The organism is Nocardiopsis sp. CNZ308 (genome assembly GCF_004217075.1).
In genome coordinates this window covers 3,115,727-3,136,202 of sequence record NZ_SHKJ01000001.1, presented here as the reverse complement: position 1 = coordinate 3,136,202, position 20,476 = coordinate 3,115,727, and the positions used below count along the sequence as shown (strand labels likewise).

Annotated in this window: 16 protein-coding genes; 8 read left to right on the top strand and 8 right to left on the bottom strand. The window is 72.3% G+C overall.

The features are described from left to right. Positions 1-161: 161 nt before the first annotated feature. Positions 162-779, top strand: coding sequence for a Uma2 family endonuclease (locus EV372_RS13685; protein WP_130396320.1), 618 nt, complete (start codon positions 162-164; stop codon positions 777-779). On the opposite strand, the gene EV372_RS13680 is transcribed toward EV372_RS13685, so the two are convergent. The 3 genes from EV372_RS13680 to EV372_RS13670 form a co-directional block, all read right to left on the bottom strand. Continuing rightward, positions 761-1,447 carry a response regulator gene (locus tag EV372_RS13680; RefSeq protein ID WP_130396319.1) on the bottom strand — a complete coding sequence of 229 codons (687 nt, stop codon included), beginning with the start codon at positions 1,445-1,447 and terminating at the stop codon, positions 761-763. The two genes, EV372_RS13685 and EV372_RS13680, sit on opposite strands and share 19 nt — an antisense overlap. Further along, the gene (locus tag EV372_RS13675; RefSeq protein WP_130396318.1) at positions 1,444-3,120 is read right to left on the bottom strand and encodes an ATP-binding protein; all 1,677 of its coding nucleotides are present in this window, start codon (positions 3,118-3,120) and stop codon (positions 1,444-1,446) included. The genes EV372_RS13680 and EV372_RS13675 overlap by 4 nt, the downstream gene beginning before the upstream one ends. Before the next feature lie 208 nt (positions 3,121-3,328). Next, positions 3,329-4,201: a phosphorothioated DNA-binding restriction endonuclease gene (locus EV372_RS13670; protein ID WP_130396317.1), complete on the bottom strand. Its 873-nt coding sequence runs from the start codon at positions 4,199-4,201 to the stop codon at positions 3,329-3,331. A gap of 286 nt (positions 4,202-4,487) precedes the next feature. Between EV372_RS13670 and EV372_RS13665 the strand changes: the two genes are divergently transcribed. The 4 genes from EV372_RS13665 (at position 4,488) to EV372_RS13650 (ending at position 8,961) form a co-directional block, all read left to right on the top strand. Further along, on the top strand, positions 4,488-5,540 hold the full coding sequence (locus EV372_RS13665; protein WP_130396316.1) for a LacI family DNA-binding transcriptional regulator: 1,053 nt from the start codon (positions 4,488-4,490) through the stop codon (positions 5,538-5,540). 217 nt (positions 5,541-5,757) lie between these two features. Next, a complete protein-coding gene (locus EV372_RS13660; protein ID WP_130396315.1) occupies positions 5,758-7,074 on the top strand; it encodes an ABC transporter substrate-binding protein in 1,317 nt (438 codons plus the stop codon). A gap of 62 nt (positions 7,075-7,136) precedes the next feature. Continuing rightward, on the top strand, positions 7,137-8,129 hold the full coding sequence (locus EV372_RS13655; RefSeq protein ID WP_130396314.1) for a carbohydrate ABC transporter permease: 993 nt from the start codon (positions 7,137-7,139) through the stop codon (positions 8,127-8,129). After that, the gene (locus tag EV372_RS13650; protein WP_130396313.1) at positions 8,122-8,961 is read left to right on the top strand and encodes a carbohydrate ABC transporter permease; all 840 of its coding nucleotides are present in this window, start codon (positions 8,122-8,124) and stop codon (positions 8,959-8,961) included. The genes EV372_RS13655 and EV372_RS13650 overlap by 8 nt, the downstream gene beginning before the upstream one ends. A gap of 157 nt (positions 8,962-9,118) precedes the next feature. Here EV372_RS13650 and msrA read toward each other — a convergent pair whose 3' ends face one another. Continuing rightward, positions 9,119-9,781 carry a peptide-methionine (S)-S-oxide reductase MsrA gene (msrA, locus tag EV372_RS13645; protein WP_130396312.1) on the bottom strand — a complete coding sequence of 221 codons (663 nt, stop codon included), beginning with the start codon at positions 9,779-9,781 and terminating at the stop codon, positions 9,119-9,121. Positions 9,782-10,030: 249 nt separating this feature from the next. Here msrA and rarD point away from each other — a divergent pair, with 249 nt between their 5' ends. From rarD to EV372_RS13630, 3 genes are all read left to right on the top strand, one after another. Beyond that, entirely contained in the window at positions 10,031-11,074 is a 1,044-nt protein-coding gene (rarD, locus tag EV372_RS13640) for an EamA family transporter RarD (protein WP_130396311.1), read from the top strand. A 121-nt stretch (positions 11,075-11,195) separates the two neighbouring features. Beyond that, the gene (locus EV372_RS13635) at positions 11,196-12,185 is read left to right on the top strand and encodes a flagellar associated protein (RefSeq protein WP_130396310.1); all 990 of its coding nucleotides are present in this window, start codon (positions 11,196-11,198) and stop codon (positions 12,183-12,185) included. A 211-nt stretch (positions 12,186-12,396) separates the two neighbouring features. Next, positions 12,397-13,725, top strand: a complete 1,329-nt coding sequence (locus EV372_RS13630) for a hypothetical protein (RefSeq protein WP_130396309.1) — start codon at positions 12,397-12,399, stop codon at positions 13,723-13,725. A 205-nt stretch (positions 13,726-13,930) separates the two neighbouring features. Here EV372_RS13630 and EV372_RS13625 read toward each other — a convergent pair whose 3' ends face one another. From EV372_RS13625 to nuoL, 4 genes are all read right to left on the bottom strand, one after another. Further along, positions 13,931-14,935, bottom strand: a complete 1,005-nt coding sequence (locus tag EV372_RS13625) for a polyprenyl synthetase family protein (RefSeq protein ID WP_130396308.1) — start codon at positions 14,933-14,935, stop codon at positions 13,931-13,933. 267 nt (positions 14,936-15,202) lie between these two features. Beyond that, positions 15,203-16,843: an NADH-quinone oxidoreductase subunit NuoN gene (gene nuoN / locus EV372_RS13620; RefSeq protein ID WP_130398914.1), complete on the bottom strand. Its 1,641-nt coding sequence runs from the start codon at positions 16,841-16,843 to the stop codon at positions 15,203-15,205. A gap of 8 nt (positions 16,844-16,851) precedes the next feature. Then, on the bottom strand, positions 16,852-18,519 hold the full coding sequence (locus EV372_RS13615) for an NADH-quinone oxidoreductase subunit M (RefSeq protein ID WP_130396307.1): 1,668 nt from the start codon (positions 18,517-18,519) through the stop codon (positions 16,852-16,854). A 1-nt stretch (position 18,520) separates the two neighbouring features. Next, positions 18,521-20,464: an NADH-quinone oxidoreductase subunit L gene (gene nuoL / locus EV372_RS13610; RefSeq protein ID WP_130398913.1), complete on the bottom strand. Its 1,944-nt coding sequence runs from the start codon at positions 20,462-20,464 to the stop codon at positions 18,521-18,523. Between the last annotated feature and the right edge of the window lie 12 nt (positions 20,465-20,476).

Here is a 20,476-nt window from a genome sequence, read left to right as displayed (position 1 = left end):
ACGAGTGTGACACGGGCCACCGACACTTCCAGGGGGTAAGGGGCCAGGTGTCAGGGCGGTTCTCGGACACCCTTGCGAGGATTTCTCTGTGAAACCCCCCGGTAACCGAGCGTGCGTCACAATACTGGCCCTCATGAAGACGAGGAGGCATGATGCTGGTCATGACTACCAGGCACCCGGAAGCACCCGAACGACGCCTGACCGTGGACGACCTGGAGAACACGCCGGACGACGGACGGCGGTACGAGCTGGTCGACGGGCGGCTTGACGTGTCGCCAGCCCCCAAACCCCCGCGCACCCGCGTTTCCTACCGCCTGGGTTTTCATCTCGGTAACGTGGCTCCGGACGAACTGGAGATCGGTGAGGGCCCTGGCATCGACCTGAACGCCGAACGAACTCATCACCGCATTCCTGATCTGGCGGTCTTCGACTGCGAGTTGCCGTCGCAGGGCTACTTCGACGTTCCCCCCGTTCTCGCCGTGGAGATCGTCTCCCCGGAGAGCGTCCTACGGGACAACCACACCAAGCGCCACGAATACGCGGCGTTCGGCATCCCCTCCTACTGGATCATCAACCCCCTCGCCGACAAGGTCGGGCTCGTCGAACTCCGTCTGGAGGACGGCTGCTACCAGGAGGTCGTCCAGGTCCACGGCGAGGACGTCTTCGAGACCGATTTTCCTTTCTCTCTCAGGCTCGTGCCGCACTGGCTGGTGGCCGACGGCCCGTGGAGGAAGCACATCGGCGGCGAATCCGAGGAGGCTCAGGGCGTCCAGCGGTAGAGGTGTTCGGGGCGGCCCGCCGAGCCGTAGCGCATGCGCAGCTCGGCCCGGCCGACCGCGCACAGGTGCTCCAGGTAGCGGCGCGCGGTCACCCGCGACACCCCGGCGCGCTCGGCCACCTCCGAGGCCGACACGTCCCCCTCCGCGTCCCGCAGCACCCCCGCCACCAGGTCCACGGTGGCCGCGGTCAGCCCCTTGGGCAGCGACCGGCCCCCGGCCGGGCGCAGCAGCCCGAACAGCCGGTCCACCTCCTGCTGGGTGGCCTCCCCGTCGGCGTCCATCCTCCGGCGCGCCACGGCGTAGCGCTCCAGCTGGTCGCGCAGCACGCTGAGCGGGAACGGCTTGAGCAGGTAGTGGACCGCCCCGCCGTGCATGGCCGAGCGCACCTGGCCGATGTCGCGCACGGCGGTGATCATCAGGAAGTCCGTCCGCTGGGGCGCGGCGCTGGTGGCGGCGGCGCGCAGGGCGCGCATCACCGAAATCCCCGAGGCGTCGGGCAGGTGCAGGTCGAGCAGCACCAGGTCGGGCTGGTGCCCCCGGATCTGGGTGAGGGCGGAGGCGGCCGTGTGCGCGACCCCCGCCACGGTGAACCCCGGCAGCGACTCCACCAGCTCCTGGTGATTGCGCGCCACCCGCACGTCGTCGTCCACGACCAGCACGCGGATCATCGGGCCGCCCCCCGCGGCGCCCGCGCCCCCGTCAGGGGCAGGCAGGCGGTGAACACCGCGCCCTCGTCGGCGTCGGGCGCCTCCATCTCCACGCTTCCCCCTCTTCCCTCGCAGACCTGCTTGACCAGCGCCAGGCCCAGCCCGCGCGTGCCGCCGTCCCGGGACGCCTTGGTGGTGAACCCGAGCCGGAAGATCTCCTCCGCCACGTCGTCGGCCACCCCGTGCCCGGAGTCGGTCACCCGGATCTCCAGCAGGTCGTGCGGCAGGTCGGTGCCCTCGGCCCGGTGCAGCCGCACCATCAGCTCCACCCACCCGTGCGGGGCCGAGGCCACCGCGTCGAGCGCGTTGTCGACAAGGTTGCCGAGGACGAGCAGCGCGTCGGCGCGCACCTCCCTGTCCAGGGCGGGGACGCTGGTGAGGGGGGACAGCCGCAGGTCCACGCCCAGCTCGGAGGCCTGCGCGGACTTGGCGATGGTCAGCGCGGCCAGCGCGGAGTCGCCGACGTGCCGGGAGATGTCCGCGCTGGTTCGGCTGTGCGTCGCGGACAGGTCGGCGAGGTAGGCGCGGGCCTCCTCGTGGGCGCCGAGTTCGAGCATTCCGGCGATGGTGTGCACCCGGTTGGCGAACTCGTGTGTCTGGGCGCGCAGGCCGCGGGTGACCGTGCGCGCGCCGTCGAGCTCGCCGGTGAGCCGGTCCAGTTCGGTGCGGTCGCGGAAGGTGACGACCGCACCCGCGTCCTGGCCGCGCACGTGGACCGGCATCCGGTTGGCGACCAGGATGCGGTGCCCCGCCAGGAGGAGGCGGTCGTCGCCGGGGTCGGCGCCGGAGACGATGTCGCGGACGCGCTCGGACAGGCCGAGTTCGTCCAAGCCCCGGCCCTCGGCGTCCTCGGGCAGGCCGAGCATCTCCCGGACGGGCGGGTTGGCCAGGACGAGGCGGCCCGAGCCGTCCACGGCGAGCACGCCCTCGCGGACCGCGTACAGCAGGGCCTCGCGGCTCTCCAGCAGGGAGGTGATGTCGGCGGGTTCGAGTCCGTGGGTCTTGGCGCGGACCTGGCGGGAGAGGGCCCACGCACCGGCCACGCCCAGGACCAGCACCACGGCCACCGTGCCCAGTATGGCGGGGACCGCGGCCCTGGCCTCGGTGGCGGCGCTGGAGGCGAGGATGCCCAGGGAGACGTAGCCGACCACCTCTCCGCGCGCGTCGCCGCCGTTGACCGAGCCGCCGTTGGAGAACACCGGGACCTTGGCGCGCACGGTGCGTCCCCGGGTCCCCTCCTGCACGCCGGTCCACTCCCGTCCCTCCGCGGCGGGTCCGGGCGGGGTGGACACGATGTGGCCGATGAGTTCGTCGTCGGGGTGCGAGTAGCGGATCCCCTCCGGGGAGGCGATGACCACGAACTCGGTGCTGGTGGCGGAGTCGATCCGGTCGGCCAGGGGTGCGAGTTCGGCCGCCGGGTCGGCGGACTTCAGGCCCGCGACGACCTCGGGCATGACGGCCACGGACCGGGCCAGGCTCAGGACCCGCTCGGCGTAGTGGCGGTCGGTGGCCCGGTCCATGTGGACGGCCCACAGCGCGCCCACGGCGGCCAGGGCCAGTGCCAGCAGGAGCACGTAGCCGATGAACAGGGAGCCGGTGAGCGACAGTCGAAAGCGCGCGGGGTACGTGATCATGTGTTCTCCAGGCGCCGTGGCGGGGGACGCGGAAGCCCCGGCCGGGCGAACCCGCAGGTGGGCGTTGCACGAACAATACGACCGAACGTGACGCGGGTGTTAACACAATCCGGACACGCGCGTGATGCGGGTCACGTCCCAGTCCGTTCCGAGGCGCTCGGGGAGGGGGCCCGCGGGGGTCCGAACGCGCCGGTCGGGGCGGCGGCCCTCAGGCGGCGACGCGGAAGACCTGCTTGGAGTGCCAGGCGACGTGGGCGGGTTCGACGGCGGGGCTTCCCGGAGCCGGGCGGACGAGGTCGCGTCCGGCGAGGGAGAGGACGACCGTCTCGGCCGCGGGGGACCGGGCCTCGAAGCGCGGGGACACCGCGACGGTGAGTTCGCCGGTGAGCCCGAGGACGCCGCGGTCGAACAGCAGGTGGTGCGTCGGGCACAGGCACAGGCCGTTGTCCAGGTCGTTGGGGCCGTCGTACGACCACCAGCGGATGTGGGCGGCCTCCAGCCCGACCGACACGCCGTCCAGCCGCCCCTCGTAGCCGCAGAACGCGCACCGGTGCTCGTAGGCGGTCAGCACGGTCTCCCGGAACCGGGGATCGCGGACGCCGCCCTCCCCCGGCGCGGGGACCGGCCCCTGGCCCACGCGGAGTCCGGTGAGGGCGATGATGCCCTCGTGCAGCGAGGGGGCGAAGTTGTCGTCGAGCAGGCGGCGGGCGATGCGGGCGGCCAGGCCTGGGTCGTCGCTCAGGGCCGCGTCCAGGCCGGGGTCCAGCCTGCCCCGCGCCTCCTTCTCCCGCAGCAGGGTCACCGCCGAGCCCGGGGACCCCTCGCCGTCCACCGTCGTGACCCGCCAGAACCCGTCGGTCTCCAGGTGGTGGAAGGGATAGCCGGGGCTGGTGGGTTTCGCCGGGCCGAACTCCCGCAGGAGTCGCGCGAGCCGGGCCTCGGCCTCGCTGTAGACGATGGGCGCGTTGCCGTTCCGCTGGTGGTGCGCGAGCGCGTACAGCAGCAGGAGTGGCTTGTGGGGGGCGCGGACCCCGGCACGGGTCCACCGCTTGACGGAGCCGAGCCGCTGGGTCCAGTCCATACCGGCACACCCTAGTACGGACGGCCTCCGGCGGCTTTCGGGAGGTGCTCTCCCCCGGGAGGCCGCCTGCCGGGGGACCGAACGCCGGGAGGCCGCGTACGGGGAAGGCCGCGTGCCGAGAGACCGCGTGCGAGGAAGGCCGCGTGCCGGGCGGACGGGGACGTTCGGCACGGTCGCGGGGCCGCACCGCTCCGCGGAACACGCCCCGGCACCGGAACGCTCCGAGGCCGCGGTAGCAGGCGTTATCGGCACGGGCCCCGGAGCCCGGCGGACTACCATCGTCACCATGGCAACCGGGAACACGGGTCGCAAGCGCCCCACGATCAGCGACGTCGCCCGCAGGGCGGGCGTGAGCAAGGGCGCCGTGTCCCGGGCGTTGAACACCGGTACCGGCACCAGCGCCAGCACCCGTGAGCGCATCCGCCAGGCGGCGGTCGAACTGGGCTGGAGCCCGAGTTACGCCGCCCGCGCGCTCAACGGCAAGTCGCTGGGCACCATCGGCCTGATCGTGCGCCGCTCCCCCGAGATCCTCGACTTCGACGCGTTCTTCCCCTCGTTCCTGTCCGGTATCGAGTCGGTGCTCTCCGGCGAGGAGCACGCCACCGTCATCCGCTTCGTACCCGACGAGCGGACCGAGGCCGCCACCTACGAGCGGCTGTTCAACGACCACTTCGTCGACGGCTTCCTGGTCACCGACCTGCGGACGGACGACGGCCGTCCCGCGATGCTGCGCCGCCTGGGCGCGCCCGCCGTGGTGGTGGGCGCGCCGGAGGGCTCCTCCGACTTCCCCACCGTCACCAACGACTCCAGGGAGGCGATCCGCGGTCTGGTGCGCTGCTTCGCCGAGGCGGGGCACCGGCGCGTCGCCCACGTCCAGGGCGACCCCCACATGCTGCACGCGCACCAGCGCCGGCGCCACTGGGAGGAGGCCGTGCGCGAGTTCGGCCTGGAGCCGGGACCGGTGGAGGAGCACGGCGGCTACACCATCGCGGGCGGGGCCCGGGCCACGGAGCGCATCCTCGCCAGGCCCGCCGCCGAACGCCCCACCGCCGTCTTCTACGGCAGCGACCTCATGGCCATAGGCGGCTACTCCGTGCTGGGGGAGGCGGGTCTGACCGTCCCCGACGACATGGCGGTGGCCGGGTTCGACGACATCCCCCTGGCCTCCTTCGTCACACCGCCGCTGACGACCGTCCGCAACAGGCACCGCGCGCTGGGCAGTGTCGGGGCCCGCATCCTGCTGGACATGCTCAAGGGGCAGGATCCGCCGCTGTCGACCGTGCTCGTCGGTGAGCTCCGCCCGAGGAAGTCGTCCGGACAGCCGGTCCAAGGCTTGTAACGGTTCCACAACTGCCCCTCCTGCCTTTCTGTGATCTGTCCTACACTGCCGAGGTAAACCGGTTTACCTGATCATCGGGTCACGCGGAGCGACGGTCGTGGCCCACGGGTTCCCGACGCCCCCGCCCACGGACCGACGGGCGCGTCCGACCCGCCCGCTCCGTCACCGCCGACGCTGACGACGGGCTCACATGGCCTACAGAGAAACGGAGACGGCCGTGAAGACACCCCCCACAGCACTCCTGTCCGCCTCGACGGCGCTGGTACTGGCCGCGGCACTGACCGGCTGCGGTTCCGGCGAGGATTCCGGGGACCAGACGCTGACCTACTGGGCCAGCAACCAGGGAGCGAGCGTGGAGGAGGACCGGGAGGTCCTCCAGCCCGTGCTGGACCGCTTCACCGAGGAGACCGGGGTCGAGGTCGAGCTGGAGGTCATCCCCTGGAGCGAGCTGTACAACCGCATCCTCACCGCGGTCAGCAGCGGCGACGGCCCCGACGTGCTCAACATCGGCAACACCTGGGCGGCCAGCCTCCAGGAGACCGGTGCCTTCGTGCCCTACGAGGGCGCGGACCTGGAGGCGGTGGGCGGCGAGGAGCGCTTCGTCGGCACCAGCTTCGCCACCGGCGGCGCCGAGGGCCGGCCGCCGACGTCGGTGCCGCTCTACGGGCTGTCCTACGCGCTGTTCTACAACCCCACCATGTTCGAGGAGGCGGGCATCGAGCAACCGCCCGCGACCTGGGACGAGTTCGTCGACACCGCGGACGAGCTGACCAGGGACACCGACGACGACGGCGACGTCGACCAGTACGGGTTCGTGCTGGAGGGCGGCAACGAGCGGCAGAACTCCCACATGGCCTTCATCCTCGGCCAGCAGCAGGGCGGACGGCTGTGGGGGGAGGACGGACCCTCCTTCTCCTCCGACGAACAGGTCACCGCGGTCAAGCGCTGGGTGGACCTGATGGCCGTGGAGGAGGTCGTCGACCCCAGCAGCGCCGAGTTCAGCGACGGCACCCAGGGCATCAGCGACTTCGTCGACGGGCGCGCGGCGATGATCATCGTGCAGGGCAGCGCCCGCACCAGCATGGCCGCCCGCGGATTCGAGGACTACGAGGTCGCCCAGGTGCCGATGCTCGACCCGCTGCCGGGCGAGCCCATCCAGAGCCACGCGGCCGGGATCAACATCAGCGTCTTCGACGACACCGACGACAAGGAGGGCGCTCTGCGGCTGGTCGAGCACCTGACCAGCCCGGAGGAGCAGGTCTACCTGTCCCAGGAGTTCCAGACGCTGCCGGTGGCCACCGAGGCCTACGACAGCGAGGAACTGCGGAGCGAGTCCATGGAGACCTTCCGCACGATCCTGACCGAGCACTCCGCGCCGATGCCGCTGATCCCCGAGGAGGGCCAGATGGAGACGGTGCTCGGCGAGGCGATCGGCGGGCTCTTCGCCCAGGTGGCGACCGGAGACGAGGTCACCGAGGCCGACGTCCGCCAGGCCATGGAGGCGGCCGAGACCCAGATGGACGCCGCGAACTAGGCGGTGCGGCCCTTCGGCCGCCCCGTCCCCGCGGCGGGGCGGCCGTCTGATGGAGGCGCTAGATGTCGACTACGGAAGAACAGGGGCCCGGCGCCGTCGAGGCCCCGCCCGGGACCGGCCCCGTGGAGGAAACGGGCAGGCGGCGTCCGCGCCGCCCGGGGTGGTTCCTGCCCTACGGCATGGTGCTGCCCGCGGCGGTACTGGAGCTGCTGGTCCATATCGTCCCCATGGCCCTGGGGATCTACATCGCGTTCACCTCGCTGACGCAGCTGACCATCCGGCGCTGGACGACGGCGCCGCTGGTCGGCCTGGAGAACTTCGTCCGCGGCCTCGACCCCGGCAACGCCCTCGGCAGCGCCCTGTTCGAGAGCCTGTTCCGCACCACCGTCTACACCGTGCTGGTGGTGGGCGTGTCGTGGGTGCTGGGGATGGCCGCCGCCGTCGCGTTGAACACGAAGTTCCGGGGACGCGGCGTGCTGCGCACGCTGTTCCTCGTGCCCTACGCCCTGCCGGTCTACGTCGCCGCGATCATCTGGGCGTTCATGTTCAACCAGCGCGACGGCATGGTCAACCGGGTGCTCGTGGAGGATCTGGGACTGCTGGACGAGCGCCCGTTCTGGCTCATCGGCGAGAACGCCTTCTGGGTGCTGGTGATCGTGTCGGTGTGGCGGCTGTGGCCGTTCGCGTTCCTGATGCTGCTGGCGGCGCTGCAGAGCATCCCCGAGGACATGTACGAGGCCGCGGCCATCGACGGCGCCTCGACCTGGAGGCGGTTCACCGGCATCACGCTGCCCATGGTGCGCCCGGCGAACGCGGTCGTCCTGCTCGTCATGACGTTGTGGACGTTCAACGAGTTCAACATCCCCTTCCTGCTCTTCGGCGACACCTCGCCCGAGAGCGCGCGGCTGATCTCACCGCTGATCTACGAGCACTCCTTCGTCAACTGGAACTTCGGCCTGGGCGCCGCGATGAGCGTGCTGCTGCTCGTCGCGCTGGTCATCGCGTCGGCGGTCTACGTCCGACTGGTGCTGCCCAAGGGGAGCGGCAATGCATGAGACACGCGGGTTCCGCTGGTTCCGGCGGATCGTCCTGACCTTCCTCACCGTGTTCACGGTGCTGCCCCTGTACGTGCTGGTGGTGACCTCGGTGAAGCCGCTGGAGAACGTCCGGGGGGTGTTCACCTGGCTTCCGGACCGCGTCACCCTCCAGCCGTACGTGGACATGTGGACGACGATCCCGTTGGCCCGCTACCTCACCAACAGCCTGATCGTCACGACCACGGCGACGGCCCTGGCGCTGGTGGTGGCGGTGCTGGCCGCCTATCCGCTGTCACGGCTGCGCTTCCGCGGCAGGCGGCTGTTCAGCATGACGGTGCTCTCGACGCAGATGTTTCCCGGCATCCTGTTCCTGCTGCCGCTCTTCCTGATCTTCGTGCGTCTGGAGGACCTCACCGGCATCGAGTTCACCGGCTCCTACACCGGGCTGATCATCACCTACCTGACCTTCGCCCTGCCGTTCTCGATCTGGATGCTGGCCGGGTACTTCAGCGCCATCCCCGAGGGCCTGGAGGAGGCGGCGATGATCGACGGCACCGGCAGGATCGGCGCCCTGGTACGGGTCATCCTCCCCGTGGCCCGACCGGGCATCCTCGCCGTCGGGGTGTTCGCGTTCATCACCGCCTGGGGGGAGGTGCTGTTCGCCTCGGTGCTCACCGACACCGAGACCCGCACCCTCTCCATCGGGCTGGAGCTCTACACCAGTCAGACCGACACCCTGTGGAACGAGCTGCTGGCCGCGTCGGTGACGGTCTCACTGCCGGTGGTCGTGGCCTTCATGCTGGTCCAGCGCTACCTCGTGTCCGGGCTGTCGGCGGGCGCGGTGAAGTAGCGGACGGGTTCCCGCCGCCCCGGCCCCGCCGACAGAGCGGGCGCGCGGGGCGGTCGGGGCCCTCACCGCCTCCGAGCGGCCCGGCGGTCCCGGCGGCTCCGTCACGCCGACGCGGTCCCGAGAGGACCTCCCGCCCACTCCGTGGGCGACGCGCCGCTCACTCGGTGGGCGCCACACCGATCGGGCAGCTGGCGCCGGTTCCGTCGATGCCGCAGTAGCCGTTGGGGTTCTTGGCGTCGGACAGGTACTGCTGGTGGTAGTCCTCGGCGAAGTAGAACTCCCGCAGCGGCGCGATCTCGGTGGTGATCGGCCCGTAGCCCGCGCGGGTGAGCACGGGCTGGAAGGCGTCGCGGCTGGCCTCGGCCGCGATCCGCTGGGCGTCGTCGTGGTACAGGATCGCCGACCGGTACTGGGTGCCGACGTCGTTGCCCTGGCGCATGCCCTGGGTCGGGTCGTGGCCCTCCCAGAACACCTTGAGGATCTCCGCGTACGAGATGCGCTCGGGGTCGAACACCACGCGCACCGCCTCGGTGTGCCCGGTCAGGCCCGAGCACACCTCCTCGTAGGTCGGGTTGGGCGTGTAGCCGCCCGCGTAGCCCACCGCGGTCGTGATGATCCCCCGCTCCGGGCCCAGGCGCCAGAACACGCGCTCGGCACCCCAGAAGCAGCCCATCGCCACGTCGGCGATCTGGCTGCCCTCCGGGTAGGGCGGGGTGAGGCCGGTGCCCAGCACCGTGTGCCCGAAGGGAACGTCCATCGGGGTGTCCCGACCGGGCAGGGCGCGTGCTGGATCGACCATGGTCGTCTTTCTCCCGAACATGCCTTCCAGGGTATCCACGGGCCCGGTCCGGCGCACGGGCGCGATCGAACCTGTGGACGGACGCGGTCGGCGGCCGTCGCCGGCGCGCCCGCCGACACGGGACGCGCCCCGCGCGCCCGGCCGCTCCTACCGCGGCGTCTTACCGGTCCTTCCGCGGCCCCTCCCGCCGTCCGACCGGCGGCCCGGAGGCGGCGCGCCCCCGCTTCCGCGATGAAGACACTCCGGACAATTCGTCCTACCATTGCTGACGTGCCGGAATCCAAGCGTGGCGTCGTCCTCGGGGCAACCGCCTTCCTCCTGTGGGGCGTAGCGGCCCTGTACTGGCCCCTCCTCTCCTCCTCCGAACCCAGCGAGATCCTCGCCCACCGCATGGTGTGGGCCCTGCTCGCGATGTGCGTCGCCCTCATCGTCACCCGACGGGGCTGGTCCTGGTTCCCCTCGGTGCTGCGCAGCCCCCGCCGCCTGCTGCCGGTGGCCGCCGCGGCGGTGCTGATCTCCGTCAACTGGTGGGGGTTCATCTACGCGGTCTCCGCCGAGCAGACCCTCCAGGCCTCGCTCGCGTACTTCATCAACCCGCTGATGTCGGTGTGTCTGGGGGTGCTGCTGTTCTCCGAGCGGCTGCGAACCCTCCAGTGGGTGGCGGTCGGCCTGGGCGTCCTGGCCGTGGCCGTGATGACCGTCGCCTACGGCGTGACCCCGTGGCTGGCGCTGCTCATGGCCTCCACCTTCGCCGTCTACGGCGCGGTGAAGAAGTACGTGGACCTGGACGGCGTGCGGAGCCTGACCGTCGAGACCATGGTGATGTTCCTGCCCGCGCTGGGCTTCGTGGTCCACCTGGAGGCCACCGGTGCGGGGACCGCGTTCTCGGTGTCCCCGGGCCACACCGCCCTGCTGGTCGGCAGCGGTTTCGTGACCGCCCTGCCGCTGCTGCTGTTCGGCGTGGCCGCGCGCCAGGTCCCCCTGAGCGTCATCGGCATCCTCCAGTACATCGCCCCGGTCATCATGTTCTTCGTCGGCTGGCTGGTGCAGGGCGAGGAGATGCCGCCCGCACGCTGGCTGGGCTTCGCACTGGTGTGGCTGGCGCTGTGCGCGTTCGTCGTCGACCAGGTCCGCGACGCCCGTTCCCGGCCCCGGTCACGCGCCTCCTCCCGGGGCGGGAAACAGGCCGCGGAGCAGGTCGGGGAAGAGGTCGGGGAACAGGACCGGACCCCCGACGAACAGCGGCGACGCGAACTCGGGCAGCCCGGGGATCCGCTCCCCGGGGGACCCGCCCGGCCCGAATCCGCGGACTGATCCGGCCTTCCCCGGTTCCGGAAAACCCAAACTACCCTCTGTGACTCTGTGCTAACGTCAGGTCGCGGGTCGGGGGCAGTCCCCGGCTCGGACCAGGCCGCACGTCCCGGAGGGCCCTCCCATGCCTCGCACCAGCCGAACGGCACGCGCCACGCGCGCCGTCGCGGCCGTGTGCCCCGAGGCGCCCTCCCTGCTCCTGCTGCCGCTGGTGGTCGGGGCGCTGCTGGTCGGCCTGTGGCTGCTCGGCGCGGCTCCCGCCGCCGCCGACTCCGGTGTTGACGCCGGCGGCTCCCGGTCCCTGCTCGACGGGGGCCCGCTCACCGGCGGTCGGCTGTCGGACGGCTTCTCCGGTACCTCCGGAACCCCCGACCGCGCCTCCTCGGAGCGCACCGCACCGCACCACGGCCTCCGGGACCGCGTCTCCTCCGGCCGGGTTCCCCTGGACGCCTCCTCCCTCGGGTTGGAGGGCTCCGGGCGCCTCGGCGAGGTCGTCCCCGAGGGCGTCGGCCAGGTGGCCGAGCCGGTCGCCTCCACGCTCGGCACGGTGCACCAGCGCCTCGAACACGGGGCCGAGCGCACCGCCGCCGGGACCGCCGCCGTCCTGCCCGAGGCGACGTGGCCGGTCGCCGGGATGGGCGAGGGCGCACGGAGCCTGGTCCGCGGACTCGACCGCGACGGCCGCGCCGACGCGGGGCTCCTCTCCCCCGTGGCCCCCGCGGCCCACGACCCCGCCCCGGAGCGGGACGCAGACGACTCCGCGGACGAGGCGCGCGAGAGGTCCAAGGACGAGGACACCGCCCCCGGGGCCGCGCACGGCAGCGTCTACGGGCACGGCGCGATCATCCCGGCCGACACCGGCGGGGCCTCCGCCGGTGCGGACCGCGGCGAGCGCTCGGACACCGAGGCTCCGGCTCCCGGTTCCTCCGCCCACCAGCTCACGGCCGGTTCGACCGCGCCCTCCGGGGGCGGCGCCCCCGCCCCCGCCGTCGCGGGCTACCTCACCGCGGCGCCCGTCACCGCGCCCTCCGCCGACGCCGTCCTGCTCGCCGCCAGGGCCCTGTTCACGGTGCCCGGCGGCCCCAGCGACGACCCCACGGTCTCCCCCGACTAGGACGCGTCCCCTCCCGCGCGGACGCACGCTCCCGCGCACGGACCCGTCCCAGCCAGGCCCTCTGCGCGCCCTCTGGGAGCTGACCTGAGTCCCGTGCCCCGTTCACGGAATTCACGCCAGCCGGTGGTCCGCCCCGGCTCCGGCCGGACGCGCCCCACGCGTCCGGTCCCCGTATCCACTGATCCAGAGCACAACTTCCGAAGGGAAACCCATGACGCAGGTCAAGCGCATATCAGCCAGGGCCGTCCTCCTCGCCGCCGGAACGGCGGGTTTCGTCGCCCTCGGCGCCGGGGTCTCCGGCGCCGAGTCCCTCTCCTCGCCCGTCCACGAGATCGCGCCGCTCGTCGAGCGCGCCCTGGTGGAGGGCGTCGCCCCCACCATGAACAGCGTGGCGCCCGAGGGCGTCGGGCCGATCGCCGGCAGCGCCCTGAGCGAGCTCCAGGAGACCGCGCACAACCCCGAGAAGCCCGCTCCCGACCTGTCCGCCCCGCTGCCCGAGGGCCGGGACATCCGGACCCCGCTGGGCGAGGTGCCCAACCCGACCTCCGAGCTGGCCGACACCGTCTCCGGGGTCCAGGACGCCACCGGCCTGGACGGCGACCCCCACGACACCATCGGCCACGACGCCGGGCGGGCCCTGGAGCACGGCGGCCACCGTGCGGGCGAGGCCGTGGAGGAGACCGCGGTCACGGTGCTGCCGCACACCCTGGAGTCGGTCTACGGGCTGCGCGAGCAGGTGGACCTGCCCCGAGTCGGCCAGGTCGCCCAGCTGCCGGACACCTCCCGGCTCAGCGACGTCGCCCAGCTGCCCGACACCTCCGACCTGTCCTCGGTGACCGGCGGCAACAGCCTGGCGCTGGACGGCGCCGAGGCGCCCGCCCTGGAGAACGCCCTGGGTCTGGGCGGCTCCCCCACCGTGCGCCAGAGCGCGGCCGCGCCCCCCGTCCCGAACATGTGGGACATCGCCTACATCTTCGGCGTGGAGACGCCGGGCAGTGTGCAGGACCTCATGGAGGTCACCCCCCTGACCGAGGACAACAACATCAGCCTCGGCGAGGAGGAGGTGCTCGGCATGATCGGCCAGCGCAACCTCGACCAGCCCCTCACCACCGTCCACCAGTCGGCGCCCGCGGCGCCCGGCCTGGGCGACCTGGCCGACGCCCTCGCGAGCGGCGCCGAGAGCGGCGACCTCAGGGTCGCCGAGCTCCAGCCCCTGAACGTGGAGGGCCCCCTGGCCGGGTCCGAGGTTCCCCGCCTCTCCGGCACCGGCGTGCCCGTGGTCGACGACGCGGTGGACTCCGTCGTGCCGCAGCTCGCCGACGCCGGGGTGCCGACGATCGCCGAGGGCGTGGACACCCAGACCGCCGAGGACCTGGTGGCGGAGCTGAGCCGCGGCACCGACCTGCTGAACGACGTGGACACCAGCGACCTGCTGTCCGTCGAGGGCGGCACCGTCCCGCAGGAGACCCCCGCGGGCATGACGCAGCACCCGACCTTCATGGACCTGCCCGGTTCCGAGGCCCTGCCCGTCGTGAGCTAGCCCGCGACCCCGCACAGCCGGGGGGCGCGGCGGCTCTCCCCCGCCGCGTCCGCCGGTCCCGGGGCGGTCCGCCGGGCACCTGAACGGAATCCCACCGCGACACCGGCGCGGCCTCCCCGCACGGCGGGACTGAGAGACACGGCGACGGCGCCGCCCCACCGGGCGGCGCCGTCGTCGGTCCTTCGGCCCCTCGGCCGCCGGGGCGTCAGCCCGAGCGCTCGACCACGTAGTCGCACAGCGCCTCGAAGGCGCCCCTGGCCGGGCTCTCGGGCAGGGTCGCCAGCTCCGCGCGCGCCTTGTCGGCCCAGCCGCGCAGCGTGGCCTCGGCCTCGGCCATCGCCGGGTGCACCCGCAGCAGCGCCAGCGCCTCCTCGGCCTCCTCGTCGTCCAGCGGACGGCCCAGCAGCGACTTGAGCCGCTCGTCCGCCGCGTCCTGGGAGCGCAGCGCGTAGAACATCGGCAGGGTCAGCACGCCCTCGCGCAGGTCGGTCCCCGGGGTCTTGCCCGAGTCGGTGCTCTCGCTCGCCACGTCCAGCAGGTCGTCGGCCAGCTGGAAGGCCATCCCGAGCGCGTCGCACGCCCGCGTGACCGTGCCGATCGTCTCGGGGTCGACCTTGCCGAACATGCCGCCGAACTCCGCCGACGACGCGATCAGGGACGCCGTCTTGTCGCTGATCACCCGCAGGTAGTGGTCCAGCGGGTCCGTGTCCTCCTGGGGACCGGAGGTCTCCAGGATCTGCCCCTGCACCAGGCGCCCGAACGTGGTCGCCTGGAGCCGGACCGCCTCGGTGCCCAGGTCGGCGAGCATCTCCGAGGCGCGGGCGAACACGTAGTCGCCGGTCAGGATGGCGACGCTGTTGCCCCAGCGCTGGTTGGCGCTGGGCTCGCCGCGCCGCAGCTCGGCCTCGTCCATGACGTCGTCGTGGTAGAGCGTGGCCACGTGGGTGAGCTCCACCACGGCCGCGGCCGGGATGAGGTCGGGCACGGACGGGTCGCCGAAGTGGGAGGCCAGCAGCACCAGGGTCGCGCGGAAGCGCTTGCCCCCGGCGGCCAGCAGGTGGGACGCCGCCTCGGTCAGCAGGGGGTCGCTCGACGCGACCGACTCCCGCAGCAGGTCCTCGACCTTCTCCAGGTTGTCCTGGACCTCCCGGGCAAGGGCATCGTCGACTCTCGGCAGAGCGAGAAACCCGCTCGGGACAGCACCGCTCACCGTACAGCTCCACCTGTCGAACGGCACGGAGGTGACCCCGGGTGAGGGGGCCACCGCGTGCTCAGCACATGAACATGATCCGACTTGCCACGGTATCCGACCCGGAATGAACAGCCAAAGCCACACCCGGGTACGGAACCGGCAGGTGACGAATCCCAGGTCAGACCTGGTAATTGGTCACTCTGCCGGTCACTCGCGGTCAGCGTTGGCGTTCGGTCGGAAACCGCGGCCCGTACCCGCCGGTCACCGCGCGTTCACGGCCGCCGGTCACTCCGTGCCTCCGGCCTGCGTCGACGCCTGTTCGACCATCACCGAGGTCGGGGCCTGGTCGGCGTCGGCCGGGGGCAGCAGGTTGTCGAGCACCGCCCCCGGGTACACGCCGAGCAGCAGCGTCGCCGCCACCCCGATCGCGATGACCCCGCCCGTGGCCGCGCCCGCGCGCACCACCGTGGGTCCCTCGCCCTCCGGGTCCCGGAAGAACATCACCACGATGATCCGCACGTAGAAGAACGCGGTCACCGCGCTGCTCAGCACGCCCACCACGACCAGCGGGACGGCGCCGGCCGCCACCGCGGCCTCGAACACCGCGAACTTGCCGATGAAGCCGCTCGTGAGCGGGATCCCGGCGAACGCCAGCAGGAACAGCGCCAGCGCCCCGGCCAGCACCGGCGAGCGGCGGCCCAGCCCCGCCCACCGGTCCAGGTCGCCCAGCTCCTGGCCGCCGTCCCTGGTCCGCACCAGCGTCACCACGGCGAACGCGCCCAGCGTGGTGAACCCGTAGGCCGCCAGGTAGAACATGGCGCCCGCGAGCCCGTCCGTGCTGCCCGCCACGACGGCGGTCAGGATGAACCCGGCGTGCACCACCGACGAGTAGGCCAGCAGCCGCTTGACGTCGCGCTGGGTCACCGCGATGACCGCGGCCACGACCATCGTCAGGACGGCCACCGCCCACAGCATCGGCTCCCAGGTCTGGGCCGAGCCGCCGAAGGGCACGAAGAACACCCGCAGCAGGGCGCCGAACGCGGCGACCAGCGTGCAGGAGGCCATCAGGGCCGTGATCGGGGTCGGCGCGCCCTGGTACACGTCCGGCTTCCAGTTGTGGAAGGGCACCGCGCCGACCTTGAACAGCAGGCCGACCGCCACCAGGCCGATGCCCATGAGCAGCAGCGGCTCGCCGTCTCCGCCCTGGAAGACGTCCGCGCCGCCCGCCTCCACGGACGCGCGGATCTCGCCGAAGTTCACCGAGCCCGCGTAGCCGTAGACCATGGCGGCGCCGAACAGGAAGAACGCCGAGGAGAACGCGCCCAGCAGGAAGTACTTGACCGCGGCCTCCTGCGAGAACAGGCGGCGGCGCCGGGCCAGCCCGCACAGCAGGTACAGCGGCAGGCTCATGACCTCCAGGGCGATGAACATCGTCAGGAAGTCGTTCGAGGCCGGGAACATCAGCATCCCCAGTACCGCGAACATCACCAGCGGGTACACCTCGGTGTGCTGGGAGCCCGCCAGGATGTGGGCGCGCTCCTCCTCGCTCCCGGGCACCGTCGCCGCCTGCGCGGCGAAGGCGTCGCGCCCGTCCCGGCGCTCGGAGATCAGCAGCAGGCTCACCAGCGCGAGCACGGTGATGGTGCCCTGGAAGAAGATCACCGTCCGGTCCACCGCCAGCGCCCCGGCGCCGACCGTCACCCCCGGCGCGTCCTCGGGCAGCGAGCCCACCTGGAGCACCAGCAGGACGAACGCGGCCAGCAGCGCGAGCGCCGCGAGCCCGATCTGGATGGCGCGGCGCCGCCCCTGGGGGACGAACGCCTCGAACAGCACGCCCAGCACACCGGCGGCGAACACCGTGAGCAGCGGCGCGAGCAGCCACCAGTCCATCTGCGGCGCCGCCTCGGTGATGACGGGAAGGTCCATGTGGGGGATCACTCCGCGTCTCCTTCCTCTTCCTGGGCGCCCGCGGCGCCCCCGGTCCCGCTGTCAGGGCCCGCGCCGACCTCCACGGTGCGCTCCACCGCGGGGTTGATGGCGTCCAGCACCGGCTGCGGGTAGAGCCCGAGCAGGAGGATGAGCGCGAGCAGCGGGGCCACCGCCCACGTCTCTCGCGCGGACAGGTCGCGCAGGCCGGTCAGGTCCTCCCGGGTGGGTCCGTTCATGGTGCGCTGGTACATCCACAGGATGTAGAGCGCGGCCAGGACCACGCCGACCGCCGCGATGATCGCGGGGGCGGGGCTGAACGCGTACACGCCGACGAACACCAGGAACTCGCTGACGAACGGCGCCAGCCCCGGCAGCGCCAGACCGGCCAGGCCGGTCACCAGGAACACCCCGGCCAGCCTGGGCGCGATCCGCTGCACGCCGCCGTAGTCGCTGATGAGCGCGGAGCCGCGGCGGGCGATCAGGAAGCCCACGACCAGGAACAGCGCCCCGGTCGCGAACCCGTGGTTGACCATGTACAGGGCGGCCCCGGCCTGCCCCTGCGCGGTCAGGGCGAAGATGCCCAGCGTGATGAAGCCGAAGTGGGAGACCGACGTGTAGGCCACCAGGCGCATCATGTCGTTCTGCCCGATGGCCAGGATCGCGCCGTAGATGATGCTCACCAGGCTCAGCGCCACCACCGGCCACACGAACCAGGACACGGCCGCCGGGAACAGCTCCAGGCAGTAGCGCAGCATCCCGTAGGTGCCGACCTTGTCCAGCACGCCCACCAGCAGCACGGCGGTGCCCGGGCGCGAGGCGCCCGCCGCCGAGGGCAGCCAGGTGTGCACCGGCCACATCGGCGCCTTGATCGCGAAGGCGACGAAGAAGCCGAGGAACAGCCAGCGGGCCGTGGCCGGGTCCACGGCGGCCAGGGCGCTGCCCTCGCCGACCAGGTCGCTCCACAGGAAGGTGCCGCCGACGACGTACACGCCGATCACCGCGACCAGCATGACCAGGCCGCCGACGAGGCTGTAGAGCAGGAACTTGACCGCGGCCCTGGACCGGTCGTCGCCGCGCCCGTAGCGCCCGATCATGAAGTAGACCGGGATGAGCATGGCCTCGAAGAACACGTAGAACAGGAAGACGTCGGTGGCGGCGAAGACGCCGATCATCATCGCTTCCAGGACCAGGATGAGCGCGAAGTACCCGCGCCCCCCGTCCTCGCGGTCGTCGTGCTCGCGCCAGGCGGCCAGGACCACCAGCGGCACCAGCACGGCCGACATCAGGACCAGCGCCAGGGCGATGCCGTCCACGCCCACGGCGTAGCTGACTCCGAAGCGCGGGATCCAGGGGTAGACCTCCTCGAACTGGAGGGCCCCCGCCCGGGAGGTGTCGAACTGCAGGGCCATGGCCCCGAGCACGAGCAGGGTGGCGAGCGAGAAGCCCAGCGTGATCCGCTTGGCGGTCTCGGCCGGGGCCCCTCCCTTGGCCTCGGCGGCGGGCCGCACGGCCGTCGCCGTGGCGGTGGCGCCCGCGGAGGAGGCGGCGGCGGACGAGGCGGCCGAGGCCGCGGCCGTCCGCTCCGTGGCGGCCTTGGCGGTGCGCGGCAGCGCCCAGACCAGGACCGCGCCGACCGCGGGGAGCGCGATCGCGATGGTGAGCCAGGGGATCATGTCAGAACCTCACAGCCAGCGTCGCGGCGACGATGACGGCGCCGAAGAGCATGGTGAGCGCGTACGTGCGGGCGAACCCGGTCTGGACCCGGCCCAGCCCGCTGGAGGAGTCGCGCACCCCGGCGCCGAGCCCGTTGACCGCCCCGTCGATGACCTTGTCCTCGATGACGAGCAGGGCCCGGGTGAGCTGCTGGCCGGGCCGCATGAGCAGGCCCTCGTTGATCTCGTTGCCGTACAGCTCGCGGCTGGCGGCGACGGTGACGAGGTTGCCCTTGGGCGCGGTGCGCTCCACGGGCTTGCGCAGGTAGACCGCCCAGGCGGCGGCCACGCCCAGGACCATGACGCCCAGGGCGGCCAGTCCGTAGGGCGCGGTGAACGCGTGCACGACGTCGAAGTGGTGCGGGTGGGCCCCGGTGGCCGGGGTCAGGAAGCCCGCGAACCGGTCGCCGAGCGTGAGGAAGGCGCCCAGCGCGACCGACCCGACGGCCAGCACCACCATGGGGGCGGTCATGCTGACCGGCGACTCGTGCGGGTGCACGCCCTCGTCCCACCGCTTCTTGCCGAGGAAGGTCATGAAGACCATCCGCGACATGTAGAAGGCGGTGAGCCCCGCGCCGACGATGACGGCGGTCCCGAGCACCATGCCCTGGGTGCCGCCCACGCCGAAGGCCGCGGAGATGATGCTCTCCTTGGTCCACCAGCCCGACAGCAGCGGGAAGCCGATGATGGCCAGGTAGCCGAGCCCGAAGGTGACGAAGGTGACCGGCATGACCCGGGCCAGGCCGCCGTAGCGGCGCATGTCCACGCCGTCGTTCATGGCGTGCATGACCGATCCGGCGCCCAGGAACAGCCCGGCCTTGAAGAAGCCGTGCGTGACCAGGTGGGCGATGGCGGCCACGTAGCCGACCGGGCCGAGCCCGGCGGCCAGGACCATCATGCCGATCTGGCTCATCGTGGACCCGGCCAGGGACTTCTTGATGTCGTCCTTGGCCGAGGCGATGATCCCGCCCGCCAGCATGGTCGCGGCGCCCACGACGGTGACCACGGTCTGGGCGACCGGGGCGCCCTCGAAGATGGGGCCGGCGCGCACGATGAGGTACACGCCCGCGGTGACCATGGTGGCCGCGTGGATGAGCGCGGACACCGGGGTCGGGCCCTCCATGGCGTCGAGCAGCCACGCCTGGAGCGGCAGCTGCGCGGACTTGCCGCAGGCGCCCAGGAGCAGCAGCAGCCCGATGGCGAGCAGCACGCCGTCGCTCGCGCCCGGTACGGCCGCGAACACGTCGCTGAAGCTGACCGCGCCCAGCACCGCGAACATGATCATGATCGCGATGAGCAGGCCCATGTCGCCGACGCGGTTGATGATGAACGCCTTCTTGGCGGCCACCGCGGCGGAGGGCTTGTACTGCCAGAACCCGATGAGCAGGTAGGACGCCAGGCCCACACCCTCCCAGCCGAGGAAGAGCAGCACGAAGTTGTCCGCGAGCACCAGCACGAGCATGGCGGCCACGAACAGGTTGAGGTAGGCGAAGAAGCGCCGCCTGCCCGGGTCCTCGGCCATGTAGCCGATGGAGTAGATGTGGATGAGCGACCCCACGAAGGTGATCAGCAGGGCGAAGCTGATCGAGAGGGGGTCGACGAGCAGGTCCACCCCGGCGGAGAACTCCCCGACGGAGAACCACTCGTAGACGGGGACGGAGACGCTGCGGGCGTCGGCCGCCCTGCCGAGCAGGTCGAACAGGACGAGCAGCGCCCAGGCGAAGGAGGCGACCGGCAGGGCCGTGGCCAGCCAGTGCCCCCACTTGTCGGTGCGCCTGCCGCCGAGCAGCAGGATCGCCGCGCCCGCGAGCGGCAGGGCGATGAGCAGCCATGCGCCCGACAGCACCGCGCTGTCGGCCGCGGTCGCCACCACGGGTTCGGCGGCGAGGTACGCGTGAGATGTCACAGCCACGTCGCC

Coding starts and splice junctions, on each gene's coding strand:
- EV372_RS13685 (WP_130396320.1), top strand. CDS start 162: ATGACTACCAGGCACCCGGAAGCACCCGAACGACGCCTGACCGTGGAC.
- EV372_RS13680 (WP_130396319.1), bottom strand. CDS start 1,447: ATGATCCGCGTGCTGGTCGTGGACGACGACGTGCGGGTGGCGCGCAAT.
- EV372_RS13675 (WP_130396318.1), bottom strand. CDS start 3,120: ATGATCACGTACCCCGCGCGCTTTCGACTGTCGCTCACCGGCTCCCTG.
- EV372_RS13670 (WP_130396317.1), bottom strand. CDS start 4,201: ATGGACTGGACCCAGCGGCTCGGCTCCGTCAAGCGGTGGACCCGTGCC.
- EV372_RS13665 (WP_130396316.1), top strand. CDS start 4,488: ATGGCAACCGGGAACACGGGTCGCAAGCGCCCCACGATCAGCGACGTC.
- EV372_RS13655 (WP_130396314.1), top strand. CDS start 7,137: ATGTCGACTACGGAAGAACAGGGGCCCGGCGCCGTCGAGGCCCCGCCC.
- EV372_RS13650 (WP_130396313.1), top strand. CDS start 8,122: ATGCATGAGACACGCGGGTTCCGCTGGTTCCGGCGGATCGTCCTGACC.
- msrA (WP_130396312.1), bottom strand. CDS start 9,781: ATGTTCGGGAGAAAGACGACCATGGTCGATCCAGCACGCGCCCTGCCC.
- EV372_RS13635 (WP_130396310.1), top strand. CDS start 11,196: ATGCCTCGCACCAGCCGAACGGCACGCGCCACGCGCGCCGTCGCGGCC.
- EV372_RS13630 (WP_130396309.1), top strand. CDS start 12,397: ATGACGCAGGTCAAGCGCATATCAGCCAGGGCCGTCCTCCTCGCCGCC.
- nuoN (WP_130398914.1), bottom strand. CDS start 16,843: ATGGACCTTCCCGTCATCACCGAGGCGGCGCCGCAGATGGACTGGTGG.
- EV372_RS13615 (WP_130396307.1), bottom strand. CDS start 18,519: ATGATCCCCTGGCTCACCATCGCGATCGCGCTCCCCGCGGTCGGCGCG.